The organism is Aliagarivorans marinus DSM 23064 (assembly GCF_000429485.1).
Lineage (GTDB): Bacteria > Pseudomonadota > Gammaproteobacteria > Enterobacterales > Celerinatantimonadaceae > Aliagarivorans > Aliagarivorans marinus.
The window spans coordinates 39552-56082 of record NZ_AUBY01000013.1 but is presented as its reverse complement, the minus strand read 5'-3'; the positions used below and the strand labels follow the sequence as shown (position 1 = coordinate 56082).

Here is a 16531-nt window from a genome sequence, read left to right as displayed (position 1 = left end):
ACAACACTTAGCAACGACTTTTACCCGAAACAAGGATGACTCATATGGCGAAGTTTATTGAACAGGGCACCCGCTACCAACTGGACGACCCCTGCATCGCGCCCAACAGTGCCGCCTATCTTTGGAATCCGAAGATGATGCTGCATATGAACTGCCGTGGCTTTGCCGTGAGCCAGTATATGGACCCAGAGCCGCGTAAATATGCCCATGTGCCGAACCTGGCCGGGCAGAGCTTTATGCAGCCCGAACAGCCTTATTTCAGCCACCACCCCGGGCGATTTTTCTACCTGCGCGATGAGCAAACTGGCGAGATGTTCTCGGCGCCCTATGAGCCGATGAAGAGTCAGTTGGACAGCTTCGCCTTTGAGCCTGGCCTCAGTGACATTCGCTGGCGTATCGAGAAGCTTGGTATTGAGCTGGTTATAACCCTGGAGCTGGCCGCCGATGAAGTACTGGAGCTGTGGACGGTGCAGCTGCGTAACCTTAGTGGGCGGGCGCGCCGCCTATCGCTGATCCCCTATTTCCCCGTGGGCTACTCGTCTTGGATGAATATGGGGGGCCGCTTTGATGCTCAGCTCAACGCCATCGTCTGTAGCTGTGTCACTCCTTATCAAAAGGTTGAGGATTACTTTAAACACCAGCACTTCAAAGACCTGACCTTCCTTACCGCCGACCGTGCGCCGGACTTTTACGAGGTGGGGCTGCAACGTTTCGAAGGAGAGGGAGGCCTGCATAACCCGAGTGCCTTGCAAGACGGCCAGAATTTGGCCAACGGAGAGGCCCACTATGAGATGCCCGCGGCGATTATGCAGTTTAGCTATGAACTGTTGGCCGATGAGTCCACGGAGCTACGACTTGGTTTTGGCCCAGCGAAGGATGAGAGCGAGATCGCCGCGCTTAAGCAGCGCTTTATCGAGGCCGATCCGAGCCTGAATCGACAGGCGCTAGCGCAGTATATTGGCGAGGCCAAAGGCGTTATCGATATCGACACCCCCGATGCGCAGCTCAATGATTTTGTTAACCATTGGCTACCCCGGCAGGTGTTCTACCATGGCGATAGCAACCGCCTGACCACCGACCCGCAAACCCGCAACTACCTGCAAGATGCGATGGGAATGGTCTACATCAAGCCACAGGCTTGCCGAGTGGCGATTATCACCGCCTTGCAGCAGCAGGCGGTGAGTGGCGAGATGCCCGATGGGATCTTGCTCAGTGATGAGGCGGAGCTCAAATACATCAATCAGGTGCCACACACCGACCACCCGGTCTGGTTGGCGATCGTGCTGAGCGCCTATCTGCGCGAAACCAATGATTATGCGCTGTTGGATGAGCCGCTGGGTTGGGCCGATAGCGACGAGACCGCCTGCGTGTTCGAGCATGTCAGTCGCGCCATGGAGTATCTGTGTCAGGCCAACGATGAGCGCGGGCTGCCTTATATCGCACAAGGTGATTGGTGCGATCCGATGAACATGGTGGGCTATCAAGGCAAGGGTGTCTCCGGCTGGTTGGCCGAGGCGATTTCCTATGCCTTGCAGCTTTGGTCACCTATCTGCCGTCAGCGGCAGGCCAATGAGCGGGCGGAGCGCTTTGAAGCGCATGTCGGCGGATTGAATCAGCGGATTAACCAAAACTTTTGGGATGGTCAATGGTTTGGCCGCGGGATCACCGATCAGGGCGTGCTGTTTGGTGTGAGCGATGACAAGGAAGGGCGGATCTTCCTCAACGCCCAAAGCTGGGCGCTATTGTGTGGCGCGGCCAACGGTGAGCAGCAGCAAGCGATGCTGCAGGCGATCGACCAACAGCTTGATACACCCTATGGGGTGATGATGAGCGCCCCGGCCTTTACTGCAATGCGTGATGATGTTGGGCGGGTTACCCAGAAATGGCCCGGTAGCGCCGAGAATGGCTCGGTGTACAACCACGCCGCTGCCTTTTATGCCACCTCGCTCTATACGGTAGGTGAGAGCGAGCGCGCCTTCGAGGTGTTGCGCAAGATGCTACCGGATAACAGCGCTGAAGAGCTGGCGGTACGTGGCCAGTTGCCGGTCTATCTGCCCAACTACTACCGCGGTGCCTACTACCAATACCCGCGCACCGCCGGGCGTTCCAGCAACCTGTTTAATACCGGCACCTGCGCATGGTTCTATCAGCTAATGGTTGAGCAGCTGTTTGGCCTGCGCGGCGATGAGCAAGGACTGCGGGTGCAGCCGCAGTTGCCACAGGGCTGGCCAAGTGCCTCGGTGACGCGACAGTTCCGCGGCGCCAGCGTGCGGATCGATTTTGTGCGAGAGGGCGATAAAGTCAGTGGTGATGTGGGCCCTGCCAACTTGGTCGAACATAATCGAGTCACCAATGGGAAAAGAACTCCGCAGGTCAGTAGTGTGCGCATCGAGCAGCTCACTGAGCACTGTTTTCGCTTGACCGAGCTTAAAGCTGGGCAGCACTACCACCTTATCTGCCACATTGGCAGTGTTACTGCGGTTCACTCCCAAGCTGAGGCGTCGAGCTTATGAGTTCTCTTAGTACAATCTCCTCTAGCACAATCTATCTGGTGATGGGCGTCTCAGGGAGCGGCAAGTCAACCGTGGCTGCCGAGCTGGCCGCTCAGCTGGGCCTGCCGTTTGTGGACGGTGACGACCTGCACCCCCGCGAGAATATCGCTAAGATGCGCAGCGGCCAGCCGCTCAATGATCAAGACCGCCTGCCTTGGTTGGCGCGAGTGCGCGAGGTAGCGGATGAGTTTGCCAGCAAGCAGCAATCGGCGGTAGTGGTGTGCTCTGCGCTTAAGTGGTGCTACCGCGAGCAGCTTCGCCAAAGCCGCGCGCAGCTGCAGTTCCTTCATCTGTCTGGCAGCCCAGAGTTGGTAGCCAAGCGCCTGCAGCAGCGCGCTGCCCACTTTATGCCGCGGCAGCTGCTGGATAGCCAGTTCGCCGCCCTCGAGCTACCTGATAGTAGCGAACCCGATGTGCTTAGCATTGATATCGATGGCAGCTTGGATGAGGTGGTGCAGCGTTGCCGCTCGGCGATTGCTGCTAGCCCCACTTTCAAAAAGAGTTCCCAATGAATCCGGTCATTCAACAAGTTACCCAAGATATCGCTGCGCGCAGCCGAGCGCTTCGGCAGGACTACCTCGAGCGTATGCAGGCGCAAGCCAAACTGGGCAGCAGCCGGGCGCGGATGAGCTGCGGCAATCTGGCCCACGCCATCGCGGCCTGCGGCGAGTCGCAAAAGCAGACCTTGATGGATTTTACCCGGGTCAATGTGGCCATCATCAGCGCCTACAACGATATGCTGAGCGCGCATCAGCCCTACCAGCATTATCCCCTGCAGATCCAGCAGCACCTGGCGGCGTTGGGCCATAGCGCGCAGGTGGCCGGGGGCGTGCCAGCGATGTGTGATGGGGTGACACAAGGGCAAAGCGGGATGGACTTATCGCTCTACTCGCGCGACTTGATTGCCCAAAGCACCGCGCTGGGGCTCAGCCACCAAGGCTTCGATGCCTGCTTGTTATTGGGGGTATGCGACAAGATTGCTCCGGGGCAGTTGATGGGAGCGCTGTCCTTTGGCCATTTGCCTACGACATTTGTGCCCAGCGGCCCAATGCCAACGGGGATCAGCAACGAGCAAAAGACTCAGATCCGCCAACAGTATGCGGCGGGTGAGATAGACCAAGATGCGCTGCAGGCGATGGAAAACCGAGCCTACCACGGCGTTGGTACCTGCACCTTCTACGGCACCGCCAACACCAATCAACTGGTGTTCGAAGCGATGGGACTGATGTTACCGGGCAGCGCGTTTGTACCGGTCAACAGCGCCTTGCGAGACATGCTCACCGAGCATATCGCCGGACATATGGTGAAGATTGCCCGCGGCAGTGGCGATTATCGCCCGCTCTATCAGGTGTTGGATGAGCGGGCTCTGGTCAATGGCTTGGTCGCCTTGATGGCCTCTGGGGGGAGCACCAATCATACCTTGCATATGATTGCGATTGCCCGAGCCGCCGGCTTTATTCTCAACTGGGACGATTTTGCCAAGCTGGCCGCAGTCACCCCGCAGCTCTCCTGTATGTACCCTAACGGACCGGCTGACATCAATGCCTTTGAGCAGGCCGGTGCGGTGCCGAGCTTGCTGCGCTTATTGGCCCAGCGAGAACTGCTGCATCTGGATGCGATGGGTGTTTACGGGCCGCTCAGTGAGTCGCTGCGGCTGCCCTATCTGCAAGAGGGTGAGCTGGCCTGGCGCCCGGCCGACGTCAGCTGCAACCCTCAAGTAATTGCCGCTGACGGTGAAGCCTTCGCGCCAAATGGCGGCCTACAGTTGCTGCAAGGCAATTTGGGCCGCGCGGTGATCAAAGCCAGTGCGGTGGCGCCACAGCATCAGTATGTGCGAGCGCCTGCCAAGGTGTTCGATTGCCAGCATCAAGTGGCCGACGCCTATCAACGCGGTGAGCTGAACCGGGATCTGGTGATCGTCGTGCGCTACAACGGCCCGGCGGCCAATGGCATGCCCGAGCTGCACAAACTGATGCCGATCCTCGCCAACTTGCAAAAGTGTGGCCATCAGGTGGCCTTGGTCACCGATGGTCGCCTCTCTGGTGCATCCGGGAAGATCCCTGCGGCCTTACACCTGAGTCCCGAGACCGCCAAGGGGGGAGCACTCGCTAAGCTGCGCGACGGCGATATGATCGAGCTAGATATCGCCCGAGGGGTACTGCGTTGTCTGAGCACCGAAGCGCAGTTGTCGGCCAGAGAGTCGCTCGGCGATAGCAAAACCGCCCAACACGTTGGAGTAGGGCGGGAGCTGTTTAACCCTTTTCGCCAGCTAGTCAGCGATGCGGAGCGCGGTGCTTGTGTGTTATTTGATTGATTCGATGGCGGTAAAACCCTCGAGTTGGCGCTTTTTTCCGCGACCAAACGCGATTTCTGGTGTTGGCGTTTAAATACTAAGCACTTGAGCACAGTAGGGGTTTACAAGCTTCGGGCAACTCCGTAATATTCGACCCCGCTGCGGAGGGGTGGCAGAGTGGTCGAATGCACCGGTCTTGAAAACCGGCGTGGGTTAATAGCTCACCGAGAGTTCAAATCTCTCCCCCTCCGCCATCTACTTCGAAACAGGCTCGCCAGCGCAAACGCGCACTACGGTGAGCCTTTTTTGTTTGTAGCAAAACGACTATACGGTTTCGAAAATAATCTGAAATTAGGGCTTTACAAAGCCAAAGCGAATCCGTACTATTCGTTCCCGCTGCGGAGGGGTGGCAGAGTGGTCGAATGCACCGGTCTTGAAAACCGGCGTGGGTTAATAGCTCACCGAGAGTTCAAATCTCTCCCCCTCCGCCATCTTCTTCTAAGAGGCTCGCCAACGCTAAACGCGTACACGGTGGGCCTTTTTTGTTTCTAGCTTCCCTTGAATTCCCTACCTGTTAATCAGTACTATCTGATTCATTGACGATGTTCGCTCAAGACTAAGCTTTCAAGTTTTTCATAGGTTTAGCTTTGTAGTAAGTACTTAACCAAGGTTCGAGTTTGTTTAAAAAGCTGGCGCTGGGATGTGTTGTCGCACTGCTGACCATTCTGCTGCTGTTAATCGCTGTTGATCGCTATATCTCGCATCAAGTCGCTGGGATGTGGAGTCGTGACATCAACCAAGTCGAACCGATGCCGGTGGCCTTGGTGTTCGGCACCAGCAAATACGTGGGCAAGCGCCTTAACACCTTCTATCAGTTCCGCATTGAAGCCGCCGCCAAGCTCTACCAACAGCACAAGGTGGATGCGCTGATCCTCAGCGGTGACAATGCCACCCGCTACTACAACGAGCCGATTACCATGCTCAACGATCTGCTGCGTATGGACATTCCGCGCAAGCATATCGCCTTGGACTATGCGGGCTTTCGTACCCTCGATTCGGTGATTCGCGCCCAGCAAGTGTTCGGACAGCAGCGGGTGTTATTGGTATCGCAGCAATTCCATGTTGAACGGGCACTCTACATTGCCAAGGTCAAAGGGTTGGATGCCCGCGGCTTTGTGGTGGATGACGCACCGCGTAAGTTTCATTGGCGGGTGCGGCTAAGAGAAGTACTGGCCAGGGTGAAGGCCCTGATTGATCTACACATTTTTAAGGCCTCTCCCCATTTCTTGGGAGAGCCGGAGCAAGTTGAGTTTAGGATACCCGAAGCTTTAAAGGAGTAAGCCATGCAAGGGATTCGTGCAGCAGTCTGTGGGCTGGGGTTAGTGTTAAGTTGTTCGCTCGGCGCAGAAGAAGTCAGTGCGCGTATTGTCGGTGGGGATGCCGCAGTACCCGATAACTTCCCGTTTTTTACTAAGGTGTTCCGCACTAGCGGCCAATCCGCCTACTTAGTATGTGGTGGCAGCATCATCGATGAGGAATGGGTGCTCACTGCTGGCCATTGTATCTACGATGGCTCCAGCAATGGCGTCTATGATGCCAGCCTGTTTCACATCGCGGTGGACCCAAACGGTATCGATACCACCATGGAGCAGCTTTACTCAGTGAGCGAGGTTTATCTGCATGCCCGCTATGTCCATGAAGGGCAGGTTAGTGCCGGGGCTGAACTTGATTATGACTTTGCCCTGCTCAAGCTGGCCACACCAAATAACGAGGTTGACCCTGCAAGCTTTCCAGCCCTGTCTGATACACCGATCTATGACTCACACGTGTTGCTGGGTGAGGACCTGACCATCGTTGGCTATGGCTATACCGCTGGTAACGCTCCTTCCTCGGTCCCTGACGTGCTAATGCAGGCTGATATTCCGCTGATCTCAAGACGTGAATGTGGCAGGTATTGGCCCGGCTATGAGATTACTGGGCAAATGTTCTGTACTTTCGATAGAAGCAAAGACGCTTGTAACGGCGATAGCGGTGGCCCGGTGTTGTATGGCCAGCCCGGTAGCTATCAACTGATGGGCGTTGTGAGCTGGGGCGCGCAGTCTTGTCTGAATAGCCCGGGCGTTTATGCTGATATCGGTAGTGTGAGCGGCTGGGTGTCTGAAGTGCTCAGTGGCAACGTATCGCCCGACTCATCAGCAACGCCAACGGATCCGGTCGCTCCCGGTGGCGACATTGAGCGTTCTGAAGGCGATGGCGGTGGTGGCTCGGCCGGTATCTGGCTGGGCTTATTGCTCAGTGGTTCATTGCTCACTCGCCGCTGGCAAAGCCAGCGGGCTTAAGTTCTGATAAAGAGGCGACCTCGCGGGGCGCCTCTTCTGCTTCGTTCGACATATTCACCAGCATGTAGTGTTCAACTTATCTCTCGTTATCCCTCTACTCAGCCGTCTCAGCCGTTAGCGGTCTATCACTGCAGCGCTGTATCACTCCTTCGCCTGCTAGTGATGTAGTACTTAAGTCGCAGTTTTCCTAACGCTTGCGACATTTATACTAAGCTTAAGTCGTGTAAATACATTGTTAATTCAATGGTTTGATTAGCGGGGCGGTGGCCTGTTACCAACAGTAACGCCGCAGCGGTGTTGAAGCGCTCAAGGAGTGAGTCGAATGAAGTGTGTTGTGTCTCTCGCAAGAATCACCATGCTATGTCTGTTGGCGACGACTGCCATGGCCACTGAGTCGCCAAACCTGTCGCCGCGAATCGTCGGGGGAGAGGATGCTAACCCTGATGACTATCCATTTTTCGCCAGAGTGTTTGCCGATGGCTCGTCGTGTGGAGGGGTGCTGATCGCTGAGGACTGGCTGCTTACCGCTGGCCACTGTGTCTACGAGGAAGGGGTAGTGGCGGCAAGCGATACCTTTGCGCGTGTGGACTCTGAGCTACTTTTCGTCGATGAGATCCACTTGCACTCGGGATACAACGACGGAACGCTTGATTACGATTTTGCTCTGCTCAAGCTTTCCGAGCCTTATACCGGAAACCTTGAACTGCCAGCTCTTTCTAGCTCGTCAGTCTACCAACAGCTCACTCCCAGCGCAGATAGTTTAACAGTGATCGGCTACGGCTATATCGAAGGTGGAGGCCCACCGGCAACCAGCTTACAACAGGTAGACATCCCTCTGATTACGGTCGAACAGTGTAGAGAGTTTTGGCCGGGACAGCTGATCAGTGATCGCATGTTCTGTGCTTACCATCCTGAGCGCGATGCCTGTAATGGCGATAGCGGCGGTCCGGTACTTTACGGATCGGCTGGCAGCTTTCAGCTCGTTGGCTTGGTGAGCTGGGGCGACGATAGCTGTGTCGGTATGCCCGGCGGCTATGCCGATGTAGGCGTGGTTCGTAGCTGGATTGATGACGTTCGCGAGGGCGAATTGCCCGCGAGCGAGGCGGGCGAACTGCGAGATTCAGGTGGTGACTCAGGCGGTGCGACTGGCCTAATCTGGTGGCCGCTGCTGTTGTGCCTGCTGTGGCTGAGACGCTGTAAGGAACAGGCGCTCTAACTCCCGCTCAGTCATTTACTGACTGTGCTTGCTATTGCCACGCGCTGTCACTAAACTTGCCCGGTTTAATTTTTGACTAGGTAAAGTGGCATGCGCGTAGCCGATTTTTCTTTTGAACTTCCAGATGAACTGATCGCCCGATATCCCAAGCAGCAGCGGACCGATAGCCGCCTGTTGTGCCTGGATGGTAACAGTGGCGAGCTGGTGCATGCGCAATTTCCCGACCTGCTTGAGCAAGTGCGTCCCGGCGACCTGTTAGTGTTCAATAACACTCGGGTGATCCCGGCGCGCCTGTTCGGCCAGAAGTCCACTGGCGGCAAGCTGGAAGTGCTGGTGGAGCGAGTGCTCGATGAGCACCGGGTACTGGCCCATGTGCGCTGCTCTAAAACGCCGAAAGAGGGCGCCAAGCTGCGTATTGAAGATGCCTTCGATGCCACCATGTTGGCCCGTCATGACGCGCTGTTCGAGCTGCGCTTTGACGATGAGCGTACGGTGCTGGAGCTATTAGAACGCTTTGGCCATATGCCGTTGCCGCCGTATATCGACCGCCCCGATGAAGACTCTGACCAAGAGCGTTATCAAACCGTATACAACGAAAAGCCCGGCGCAGTGGCTGCACCAACGGCCGGCCTGCATTTTGACGACGGCCTGCTGGCCAAGATCAAAGAGAAGGGTGCCGATCTGGCGTTCGTTACCTTGCATGTTGGGGCGGGCACTTTTCAGTCCATCCGTGTCGATAATGTTAAAGAGCATCAGATGCACTCGGAGTATGCCGAGGTTAGCCAAGAGGTGGTCGATAAGGTGTTGGCGACCAAAGCGGCCGGCGGTCGAGTTATCGCGGTTGGCACCACCTCGGTTCGCTCACTGGAGAGCGCAGCACAAGCGGCATTGAAAAAAGGCGAGCCGCTGCAGGCTTTCGCTGCTGAAACCGACATCTTTATCTACCCCGGTTATCAGTTCCAAATCATCGATGCCATGGTAACCAATTTCCACCTTCCCGAGTCGACCCTGATTATGTTGGTGTCGGCCTTTGCCGGGAAGGACAACATCGTTCACGCCTATACATCGGCGATTGAACAGCAATACCGCTTCTTTAGCTACGGTGATGCGATGTTTATCACCCGTAAAGAAGCCTAACCTTATCAGACTGTTTCTCTGAACTGAGGCAACTATGAAATACCAACTTGATACTACCGACGGTAAAGCCCGTCGCGGACGCCTGATCTTTGACCGTGGCGTGGTTGAAACCCCCGCCTTTATGCCTGTAGGCACCTACGGCACGGTAAAGGGCATGACTCCAGAAGAAGTGGCCGACACCGGCGCCCAGATCCTGCTGGGTAACACCTTCCACCTGTGGCTGCGCCCGGGCCAAGAGGTGATGCGCGCCCACGGCGATCTGCATGACTTTATGAACTGGCAGGGCCCCATCCTGACCGATTCAGGTGGCTTCCAAGTATTCAGCTTGGGTGATATCCGTAAGATCACCGAAGAAGGCGTGCATTTCCGCAACCCGGTAAATGGCGACAAGATCTTCCTGACACCCGAAAAGTCGATGGAAATCCAGAACGATCTGGGCTCTGACATCGTGATGATCTTCGATGAGTGTACTCCCTACCCAGCCACCGAAGAGGAAGCCGAGAAGTCGATGCAGATGTCTCTGCGCTGGGCCAAGCGCTCACGCCAGCGCCACGACGAGCTGGATAACAACAATGCCTTGTTCGGCATTATCCAAGGCGGCGTGTATGAGCACCTGCGTGATGTCTCCCTCGATGGGCTGGTGGATATCGGCTTCGATGGCTACGCGGTTGGTGGTCTGGCTGTGGGCGAGCCGAAAGAAGATATGCACCGCATCTTGGATTACATTGCTCACAAGGTGCCGGAAGATAAACCGCGTTACTTGATGGGCGTGGGTAAGCCAGAAGACTTGGTAGAAGGCGTGCGTCGCGGTATTGATATGTTCGATTGTGTGATGCCGACCCGCAATGCGCGCAACGGCCACTTGTTTACCTCAGAGGGGGTAATTAAGATCCGCAACGCGAAACACCGTGAGAACACCAGCCCGCTGGATAAAGAGTGTGATTGTTACACCTGTAAGAACTACAGCCGTGCCTATCTTCACCATCTCGACAAGTGTAACGAGATCTTGGGTGCGCGCCTGAACACCATCCATAACCTACGTCACTATCAACGACTTATGGAAGATTTGCGCGAGGCGATTGCCCAAGGTAGATTAGACGACTTTGTGGCAGAGTTTTACGCGAAAATGGGTAAAGACGTGCCGCCACTGGCTGATTAATAGCCACTACCAACCGATGTCGGTAATTATCTGTTGGTTTGATTGCTAGTAAGCCTTGTAAATTGCTCCAAAGGCCCCATCTCTTTGGGAGCCTTTGGATATTTGTATTAATAGAGAGGAAGCTATGAGCTTATTTATTTCTTCGGCCCACGCCGCAGCTGAAGCACCAGCAGGTGGCGGTATGGAAATGATTTTCATGATGGCCATTTTTGCGGTGATCTTCTACTTCATGATCTACCGCCCGCAGTCTAAGCGTGCCAAAGAGCATCGCAACCTGATGAGCTCACTGTCTAAGGGTGATGAAGTACTGACCACCTCTGGTCTGGTGGGTAAAATCACCAAGATTGCTGATGACAGCGACTACATCCAGCTGACCATGAGCGAAGATACCACCCTAACTCTGAAAAAAGACTTTATCTCAGCGGTTCTGCCGAAGGGTACCCTGAAGTCAATTAACTAATCTTCCACCCTACAGGGGACGTTTACCTTGTTAAACCATTATCCTTGGTGGAAGAACCTGTTGGTCACGCTGGTCGTGGCCATCGGGTTTGTGTACGCCTTACCCAACCTTTACGGCGAAGACCCTGCCGTACAAGTGTCTGCAACCCGCGGCGCTGAAGTTCAAGCTTCTGATCTCGATACCATTCGCAACGTCCTTGATGAAAACAGCATTGAATACCGTTCGGTAGCCTTCGAAGACTCGCTGCTGCTGGTGCGCCTGCGCAACGAATCTGATCAGCTGCCGGTACGTGACCTGCTGGCTGAGTCTTTGGGCAACGATTACGTGGTGGCATTGAACCTGGCTGCGGCTACTCCGGGGTGGCTGGAAGCGCTGGGCGCTGGCCCACTTAAGCTTGGCCTCGACCTGCGTGGTGGTGTGCACTTCCTGATGGAAATCGATATGGATGCCGCCATGGAGAAGACCATGGAAGGCATGGTTCAGGATTTCCGCAGCGTGCTGCGTGAAGAGAAGATCCGCTACTCCGGCGTGCGTATTCAAGGCGATAAAGTGGTTATCCGCTTCCGCAACGAAGAAGCGTTGAAGCAAGCCGAGCGCTTCCTGACTCGCACCTACCGCGATTACGAGATTGTTGAAAGCTCAGTGGCTGATACCTTGCGCCTCGACGTCAGTATGACCGAAGAGTTCCTCAAGCAGACCCGCGACTACGCCGTTCAGCAGAACATTACCATCTTGCGTAACCGTGTGAATGAGCTGGGTGTTGCCGAGCCGCTAGTGCAGCGCCAAGGCGCCGAGCGTATTGTGGTTCAGCTACCGGGTGTTCAAGACACCGCGCGCGCCAAAGAGATCTTGGGCGCAACAGCAACCTTGGAGTTCCGTCAAGTTGATAACAATGCTGACCCACGCGATGCCCTGCAAGGGCGTGTACCGGTTGGTTCGCAGCTGGCACGCCGCGCCGATGGCAGCCCAGTGGTTCTGCGTAACCAAGTTATCTTGACCGGTGACCACATCGTGGGCGCACAGTCGGGCTTTGACGAATACAGCCGCCCGCAGGTAAACATCAGCCTGGATGCCCAAGGTGGCACCAAGATGGCCAACTTTACCCGCGACGCAATTGGCGAGCCGATGGCGACCCTGTTCATCGAGTACAAGCCGACTGGCGAAGAAGATGAGAATGGGCGTGCCATTTTGGAGCGCCACGAAGAGGTGATTAACGTTGCCACCATTCAGGCTCGCCTGGGTCGTAGCTTCCGCATTACCGGCATCGACTCTCCAGCTGAAGCTCAGAATCTGGCACTGCTACTGCGCGCCGGTGCACTGATTGCGCCGATTCAAATCGTAGAAGAGCGCACCGTGGGTCCAAGCCTTGGCCAAGAGAACATCGACAAAGGCTTTATGGCGATCGTTGGTGGCCTGATTGCGCTGCTTATCTTTATGCCGCTGTACTACCGCAAGTTTGGTCTGGTGGCCAACATTGCCTTGGTGGCCAACGTTGGTGTGATTATCGGTGTGATGTCGATGATCCCGGGGGCAACCCTGACCTTGCCGGGTATGGCGGGTATCGTACTGACCGTTGGTATGGCGGTAGATGCGAACGTGCTGATCTTCGAGCGTATTCGTGAAGAACTCAATGAAGGACGCAGTCCTCAGCAGGCGATTCACTACGGTTACAGCAACGCTCTGTCGACCATCTCTGATGCGAACATCACCACCTTGATTACTGCATTCATCCTGTTTGCCATTGGCACCGGGGCGATCAAAGGCTTCGCAGTAACCCTGATGATTGGTATTGCAACCTCCATGTTCACCGCAATCGTGGGTACCCGCGTGGTAGTGAACTTGGTGTGGGGTGGCAAGCGCATCGACAAGCTTTCGATATAGGAGCACGACCTTGTTTTATATTTTCCGACCAAAAGGTGTAGTGCCATTCATGGCCCACCGCAAGCTGTTTATCGGCTTGTCGGTTGTGCTGATGCTTGCATCCATCGCCACGCTGGCCATCAACAAGATTAACTGGGGCCTGGATTTCACCGGCGGTACCGTCATCGAGGCCGAGTTCTCTCAGCCTGCTGATTTGAATCAGGTACGTGAGGTGATGACCGAGGAAGGCTTCCCAGACATCGTGGCCCAGTACTTTGGCTCACAACGACAAGTAATGCTGCGTCTGATGCCGCGCGAAGGCGTGGAAACCACCCACATCGGTGATCAGGTTATCGAGATCCTGCAAGAGCAGATCGACCCACAAGTTGAGATGCGCCGCATCGAGTTCGTAGGCCCGGCAGTGGGCCAAGAGCTGGCGGAGCAGGGCGGTCTGGCGATTATCGCTGCGCTTGGTTGTATCCTGCTCTACGTCGCTTTGCGCTTTGAATGGCGCATGGCTGTGGGCGCGGTACTGGCATTGGCGCACGACGTGATTGCCACCTTGGGCTTGTTCTCACTGTTGCAGTTGGAGTTCGACCTGACCGTGGTAGCAGCGCTGCTAACGGTAGTGGGTTACTCGCTCAACGATACTATCGTGGTATCTGACCGTATCCGTGAGAATTTCCGCAAGCTACGTAAGGGCGATGCTGAAGAGGTGATCGATACCTCACTGACGCAAACCTTTAACCGTACCATTGTGACCTCGTTGACCACCTTGCTGGTACTGACCTCGCTGTTCTTGCTCGGCGGTGACATGATCCACAACTTCGCCATCGCCTTGCTGTTTGGTGTGTTGGTGGGTACTCACTCGTCAATCTATGTTGCAAGTACCTTGGCACTGGCCTTGGGCATTAAGAAAGAAGACTTTATGCCGAAGGAGATCGAGAAAGAAGGTGCCGACCAAGAGCCGCTTATCTAAGCGCCTTGGTTTACCCATCAAAAAGCGGGCTGTATGCCCGCTTTTTTTGTGCCATACACAAAGACGAATTAGGGCTCAATGACCTCTCCCTGCCAATCAAATAGCCCTCCTGATTGCTCAGGATGAACGCGACTTAACTGCGCAACCAAGTATTCCGCCGCTTGCTGTGGCGCAAAGCGCTTGTAGGCCTTACCACTGAACGGCGCGGAAAGCGGCGTGTCTACGGTGCCGGGGTGATAGCCCATCACACATAGCTTGGGCATCGCCAGGCGCATCTCCAAGGCGAGGTTCTTCAGGCCCATATTCAGCGCGGCCTTGCTCATGCGGTAGCCATACCAGCCACCGAGACGATTATCGCTGATACTAGAGACCCGTGCCGACAACGCCATAAACACGCTGGGGCGCGACTTATCGAGTAGCGGGGTAAAGTGCTTGGCCACTAACAATGGACCGCTAGCGTTCACCGCAAACAGCGTAGCGAGCTTGTCTCCATCGATTTGGGCGAGGCGCTTTTCCGGCTGGATTGCCGCGCTATGCAGCAGGCCAGTACAAACCACCACCGCATGCAGGCTGCGCGCAGGCAGAGATTGAGCTGCATCGGCAATGCTGGACTCATCACAAAGGTCGAGAGAGTGACAAGGCGCATTGGCGTGCTCAGGCGAGCGGGCAAATCGATGGATCTTGGCCACCTCGCTCTGCTGTTCTAGCAGCTCACACACCGCTTGCCCCAGGCCGCCACTGGCGCCGATTACCGCAATGTGAAGCTGGTTACCGAGATTTGTCAGCAACAGAGATTCCTTGTTTGGCTATCGCTTGAATGCTTGTTACGCTGTGTGCCTATTTTAAGTTCATCGTCATTATGAGAGGGAGTTTCCATGCAGCATAGCCCCAAGTTTTTGGCTCTAGTCGATCAGTGTCGCGCTAACATCCAAGAGTGCGACGTGCATCAGGTGAAACAGTGGTTGGATGCCGGCGACGAGTTTGTGCTTATCGACAACCGCGAGCAGGACGAGTGGCAGAAAAGCCGTATTCCGGGCGCGCAGTATATGGGGCGTGGTGTGCTAGAACGCGATGTTGAGCAGCGTTTCCCGGCAACAGACACCAAGCTTGTGATCTACTGTGGCGGTGGTTTCCGCTCTGCGCTCAGTGCTGACAACCTAGTCAAAATGGGTTATACCCAAGTGATATCCATGGATGGCGGGATACGTGGCTGGCGTGAAGCCGGTTATCCCATTGAGGAGTAGCACATGCTGATTTATGCATGGGATTTAGACGAGCGTACTCATTACTTCACCGAGCAGAGCGAAGCGCAAGAGGCCTTTGATGTGGCCGCTCAAGAAGGTGGCTTTCCGGAATGGCGCGAGCCGGCCGAGTTGCTCGGTTTGTTGGATGCCAAGGATCAGCTGCTGGGGGAGTTCGCCAAGCGTATTGCGTTTTTGGAGCTGAGTCTGGAGCGCGCCGAGCTCAAAGGCAATGACTTTGATTTGGGGGCGGAGTAGCCTCTGCAACTAACCCCGCTGCAATTACCCCCATCAGCGAACTCGCCTAAAGCGATTTTAGCGCACAAAAAAAGCCAGCATCATGCTGGCTTTTCTGTCTCAATGAGTGGCGCTTAGCCCTTCATTGAATCCGGCAGGTGAGGGCGCATCGCTGACAGCATGCCTTTAACCACTTTCGGGTTACCACATACGATGTCACCGGCGCGGTATACATCGCTGCCACCAGCAAAGTCAGTTACGATAGCACCAGCTTCACGGGCAATCAGCTCACCAGCAGCTAAGTCCCAAGGCTTAAGACCCATCTCCCAGAAACCGTCGTGACGGCCAGCGGCAACATAGGCCAGATCCAGCGCGGCAGAGCCAGCGCGGCGCATGTCACCACATTGGTTGAACAAGGCTGCGAACATGGCCAGGTAGCTTTCCATGTAGTGCTTACGCTTGAATGGGAAACCGGTCGCTAGCAGTGCACCGTCCAGCTCTTTGGCAGCGCTGGTGCGCAGGCGGTAGTCGTTTAGCTGGGCGCCTTGGCCACGGCTTGCTGAGAACAGCTCGTTGCGCAGTGGATCGTAAACCACGCCATGCTCGGTGCGGCCTTTTACGCGCAGCGCAACAGAGATAGCAAAGTGTGGAATACCTTTGATGAAGTTGGTGGTACCGTCGAGTGGATCGATAATCCACTGGTAGTCGTTGTCCTTGCCTTCCACCATACCGCTCTCTTCAGCGATGATGCTGTGGTCTGGGTAAGACTTAAGGATGGTTTCGATAATCGCTTGTTCAGCGGCCTTGTCTACGTTGGTTACGTAGTCATTGGCGCTTTTCGCCATAGTCTCAACTTTGTCGAGTTGCTCGTAGGCACGAGTAATTACCTTACCGGCATTGCGCGCAGCACGAACTGCGATGTTTAGCATCGGATGCATAGATACCACCAATTTGTGAAAAGAACTGCCTAAATTTTGGACGGCGGAGTATAAAGCAAAGCTTCAGCAAAGACAATCGGCGATTACATAATTGTCGACCGCTTGGCTAGGTATGCTACA

15 protein-coding genes and 2 tRNA genes are annotated in these 16531 nt (G+C 55.5%); 15 read left to right on the top strand and 2 right to left on the bottom strand.

The window, feature by feature from the left end:
• Window positions 1-44 precede the first annotated feature (44 nt).
• The 13 genes from G461_RS23270 to secF all read left to right on the top strand — a co-directional run bounded on the left by G461_RS23270 (window position 45) and on the right by secF (window position 13995).
• Window positions 45-2513 (top strand): GH36-type glycosyl hydrolase domain-containing protein, encoded by a 2469-nt coding sequence (locus G461_RS23270; RefSeq protein WP_084429000.1) that lies wholly within the window; start codon window positions 45-47, stop codon window positions 2511-2513.
• The gene (locus tag G461_RS0104615; protein ID WP_051333355.1) at window positions 2510-3064 is read left to right on the top strand and encodes a gluconokinase; all 555 of its coding nucleotides are present in this window, start codon (window positions 2510-2512) and stop codon (window positions 3062-3064) included. Before G461_RS23270 ends, G461_RS0104615 begins: the two co-directional genes overlap by 4 nt.
• Window positions 3061-4866 carry a phosphogluconate dehydratase gene (gene edd / locus G461_RS0104610; RefSeq protein ID WP_026970973.1) on the top strand — a complete coding sequence of 602 codons (1806 nt, stop codon included), beginning with the start codon at window positions 3061-3063 and terminating at the stop codon, window positions 4864-4866. The genes G461_RS0104615 and edd overlap by 4 nt, the downstream gene beginning before the upstream one ends.
• 142 nt (window positions 4867-5008) lie before the next feature.
• Window positions 5009-5099 (top strand) — tRNA-Ser (locus G461_RS0104605).
• A gap of 146 nt (window positions 5100-5245) precedes the next feature.
• A tRNA-Ser gene (locus tag G461_RS0104600) sits at window positions 5246-5336 on the top strand.
• Between the two features lie 186 nt (window positions 5337-5522).
• A complete protein-coding gene (locus G461_RS0104595) occupies window positions 5523-6185 on the top strand; it encodes a SanA/YdcF family protein (protein WP_035479359.1) in 663 nt (220 codons plus the stop codon).
• Between the two features lie 3 nt (window positions 6186-6188).
• A complete protein-coding gene (locus tag G461_RS0104590; RefSeq protein WP_026970971.1) occupies window positions 6189-7184 on the top strand; it encodes a S1 family peptidase in 996 nt (331 codons plus the stop codon).
• Between the two features lie 322 nt (window positions 7185-7506).
• Complete coding sequence (locus G461_RS0104585) at window positions 7507-8400, top strand: serine protease (RefSeq protein WP_026970970.1); 894 nt, start codon at window positions 7507-7509, stop codon at window positions 8398-8400.
• A 90-nt stretch (window positions 8401-8490) separates the two neighbouring features.
• Complete coding sequence (queA, locus tag G461_RS0104580; RefSeq protein WP_026970969.1) at window positions 8491-9537, top strand: tRNA preQ1(34) S-adenosylmethionine ribosyltransferase-isomerase QueA; 1047 nt, start codon at window positions 8491-8493, stop codon at window positions 9535-9537.
• Between the two features lie 34 nt (window positions 9538-9571).
• Window positions 9572-10696, top strand: a complete 1125-nt coding sequence (gene tgt, locus G461_RS0104575; protein WP_026970968.1) for a tRNA guanosine(34) transglycosylase Tgt — start codon at window positions 9572-9574, stop codon at window positions 10694-10696.
• Between the two features lie 124 nt (window positions 10697-10820).
• Window positions 10821-11156, top strand: coding sequence for a preprotein translocase subunit YajC (gene yajC / locus G461_RS0104570; protein ID WP_026958920.1), 336 nt, complete (start codon window positions 10821-10823; stop codon window positions 11154-11156).
• A 27-nt stretch (window positions 11157-11183) separates the two neighbouring features.
• Complete coding sequence (gene secD, locus G461_RS0104565) at window positions 11184-13037, top strand: protein translocase subunit SecD (protein WP_051326666.1); 1854 nt, start codon at window positions 11184-11186, stop codon at window positions 13035-13037.
• Window positions 13038-13086: 49 nt separating this feature from the next.
• Window positions 13087-13995, top strand: a complete 909-nt coding sequence (secF, locus tag G461_RS0104560) for a protein translocase subunit SecF (RefSeq protein WP_051326665.1) — start codon at window positions 13087-13089, stop codon at window positions 13993-13995.
• A 68-nt stretch (window positions 13996-14063) separates the two neighbouring features.
• On the opposite strand, the gene G461_RS0104555 is transcribed toward secF, so the two are convergent.
• Entirely contained in the window at window positions 14064-14783 is a 720-nt protein-coding gene (locus G461_RS0104555; protein WP_211236247.1) for an SDR family NAD(P)-dependent oxidoreductase, read from the bottom strand.
• A gap of 87 nt (window positions 14784-14870) precedes the next feature.
• Here G461_RS0104555 and G461_RS0104550 point away from each other — a divergent pair, with 87 nt between their 5' ends.
• Together G461_RS0104550 and G461_RS0104545 are read left to right on the top strand one after the other, a co-directional pair.
• Window positions 14871-15239 (top strand): rhodanese-like domain-containing protein, encoded by a 369-nt coding sequence (locus G461_RS0104550; protein ID WP_026958916.1) that lies wholly within the window; start codon window positions 14871-14873, stop codon window positions 15237-15239.
• 3 nt (window positions 15240-15242) lie between these two features.
• Window positions 15243-15494 (top strand): hypothetical protein, encoded by a 252-nt coding sequence (locus G461_RS0104545; protein ID WP_026958915.1) that lies wholly within the window; start codon window positions 15243-15245, stop codon window positions 15492-15494.
• A 113-nt stretch (window positions 15495-15607) separates the two neighbouring features.
• Here the strand turns inward: G461_RS0104545 and suhB are convergent, their stop codons facing one another.
• Window positions 15608-16411, bottom strand: coding sequence for an inositol-1-monophosphatase (gene suhB, locus G461_RS0104540; protein WP_026970966.1), 804 nt, complete (start codon window positions 16409-16411; stop codon window positions 15608-15610).
• Window positions 16412-16531 lie beyond the last annotated feature (120 nt).

What these genes read in the sequence shown, in the direction of transcription:
- G461_RS0104590 (WP_026970971.1), top strand. Translation starts at nt 6,189, where the DNA reads ATGCAAGGGATTCGTGCAGCAGTCTGTGGGCTGGGGTTAGTGTTAAGT.
- edd (WP_026970973.1), top strand. Translation starts at nt 3,061, where the DNA reads ATGAATCCGGTCATTCAACAAGTTACCCAAGATATCGCTGCGCGCAGC.
- G461_RS0104615 (WP_051333355.1), top strand. Translation starts at nt 2,510, where the DNA reads ATGAGTTCTCTTAGTACAATCTCCTCTAGCACAATCTATCTGGTGATG.
- G461_RS0104550 (WP_026958916.1), top strand. Translation starts at nt 14,871, where the DNA reads ATGCAGCATAGCCCCAAGTTTTTGGCTCTAGTCGATCAGTGTCGCGCT.
- G461_RS23270 (WP_084429000.1), top strand. Translation starts at nt 45, where the DNA reads ATGGCGAAGTTTATTGAACAGGGCACCCGCTACCAACTGGACGACCCC.
- queA (WP_026970969.1), top strand. Translation starts at nt 8,491, where the DNA reads ATGCGCGTAGCCGATTTTTCTTTTGAACTTCCAGATGAACTGATCGCC.
- G461_RS0104545 (WP_026958915.1), top strand. Translation starts at nt 15,243, where the DNA reads ATGCTGATTTATGCATGGGATTTAGACGAGCGTACTCATTACTTCACC.
- yajC (WP_026958920.1), top strand. Translation starts at nt 10,821, where the DNA reads ATGAGCTTATTTATTTCTTCGGCCCACGCCGCAGCTGAAGCACCAGCA.
- suhB (WP_026970966.1), bottom strand. Translation starts at nt 16,411, where the DNA reads ATGCATCCGATGCTAAACATCGCAGTTCGTGCTGCGCGCAATGCCGGT.
- secF (WP_051326665.1), top strand. Translation starts at nt 13,087, where the DNA reads ATGGCCCACCGCAAGCTGTTTATCGGCTTGTCGGTTGTGCTGATGCTT.
- tgt (WP_026970968.1), top strand. Translation starts at nt 9,572, where the DNA reads ATGAAATACCAACTTGATACTACCGACGGTAAAGCCCGTCGCGGACGC.
- G461_RS0104585 (WP_026970970.1), top strand. Translation starts at nt 7,507, where the DNA reads ATGAAGTGTGTTGTGTCTCTCGCAAGAATCACCATGCTATGTCTGTTG.